At 33.5% G+C, this 242-nt stretch carries 1 protein-coding gene; it reads left to right on the forward strand.

The features are described from left to right. A partial coding sequence (locus tag ACJDT4_RS23425) for an AMP-binding enzyme (protein WP_406790029.1) occupies positions 1-242 on the forward strand: 242 nt, incomplete at both ends.

Consider the following 242-nt stretch of genomic DNA (forward strand, 5'->3'; position numbering starts at 1 on the left):
ATCGAAAATAGATTATTAAAAATAGAAGGAATAAAGGAAACAGTAGTTTTAGCAAAAGGGGAAGTAGGAAGTAAGTATCTATGTGCGTATTATGTAGGAGAGAAAGAATACACCGTAGGTGAATTAAGAGAAGAGCTAAAAAAATCTCTACCAGATTACATGGTTCCAGCATACTTTATAAAACTAGAAAGCATGCCATTAACACCAAATGGTAAAGTGGATAGAAAAGTATTACCAGAGCC

Source organism: Clostridium neuense (genome assembly GCF_045310695.1).
Classification (GTDB): domain Bacteria; phylum Bacillota; class Clostridia; order Clostridiales; family Clostridiaceae; genus Clostridium_S; species Clostridium_S neuense.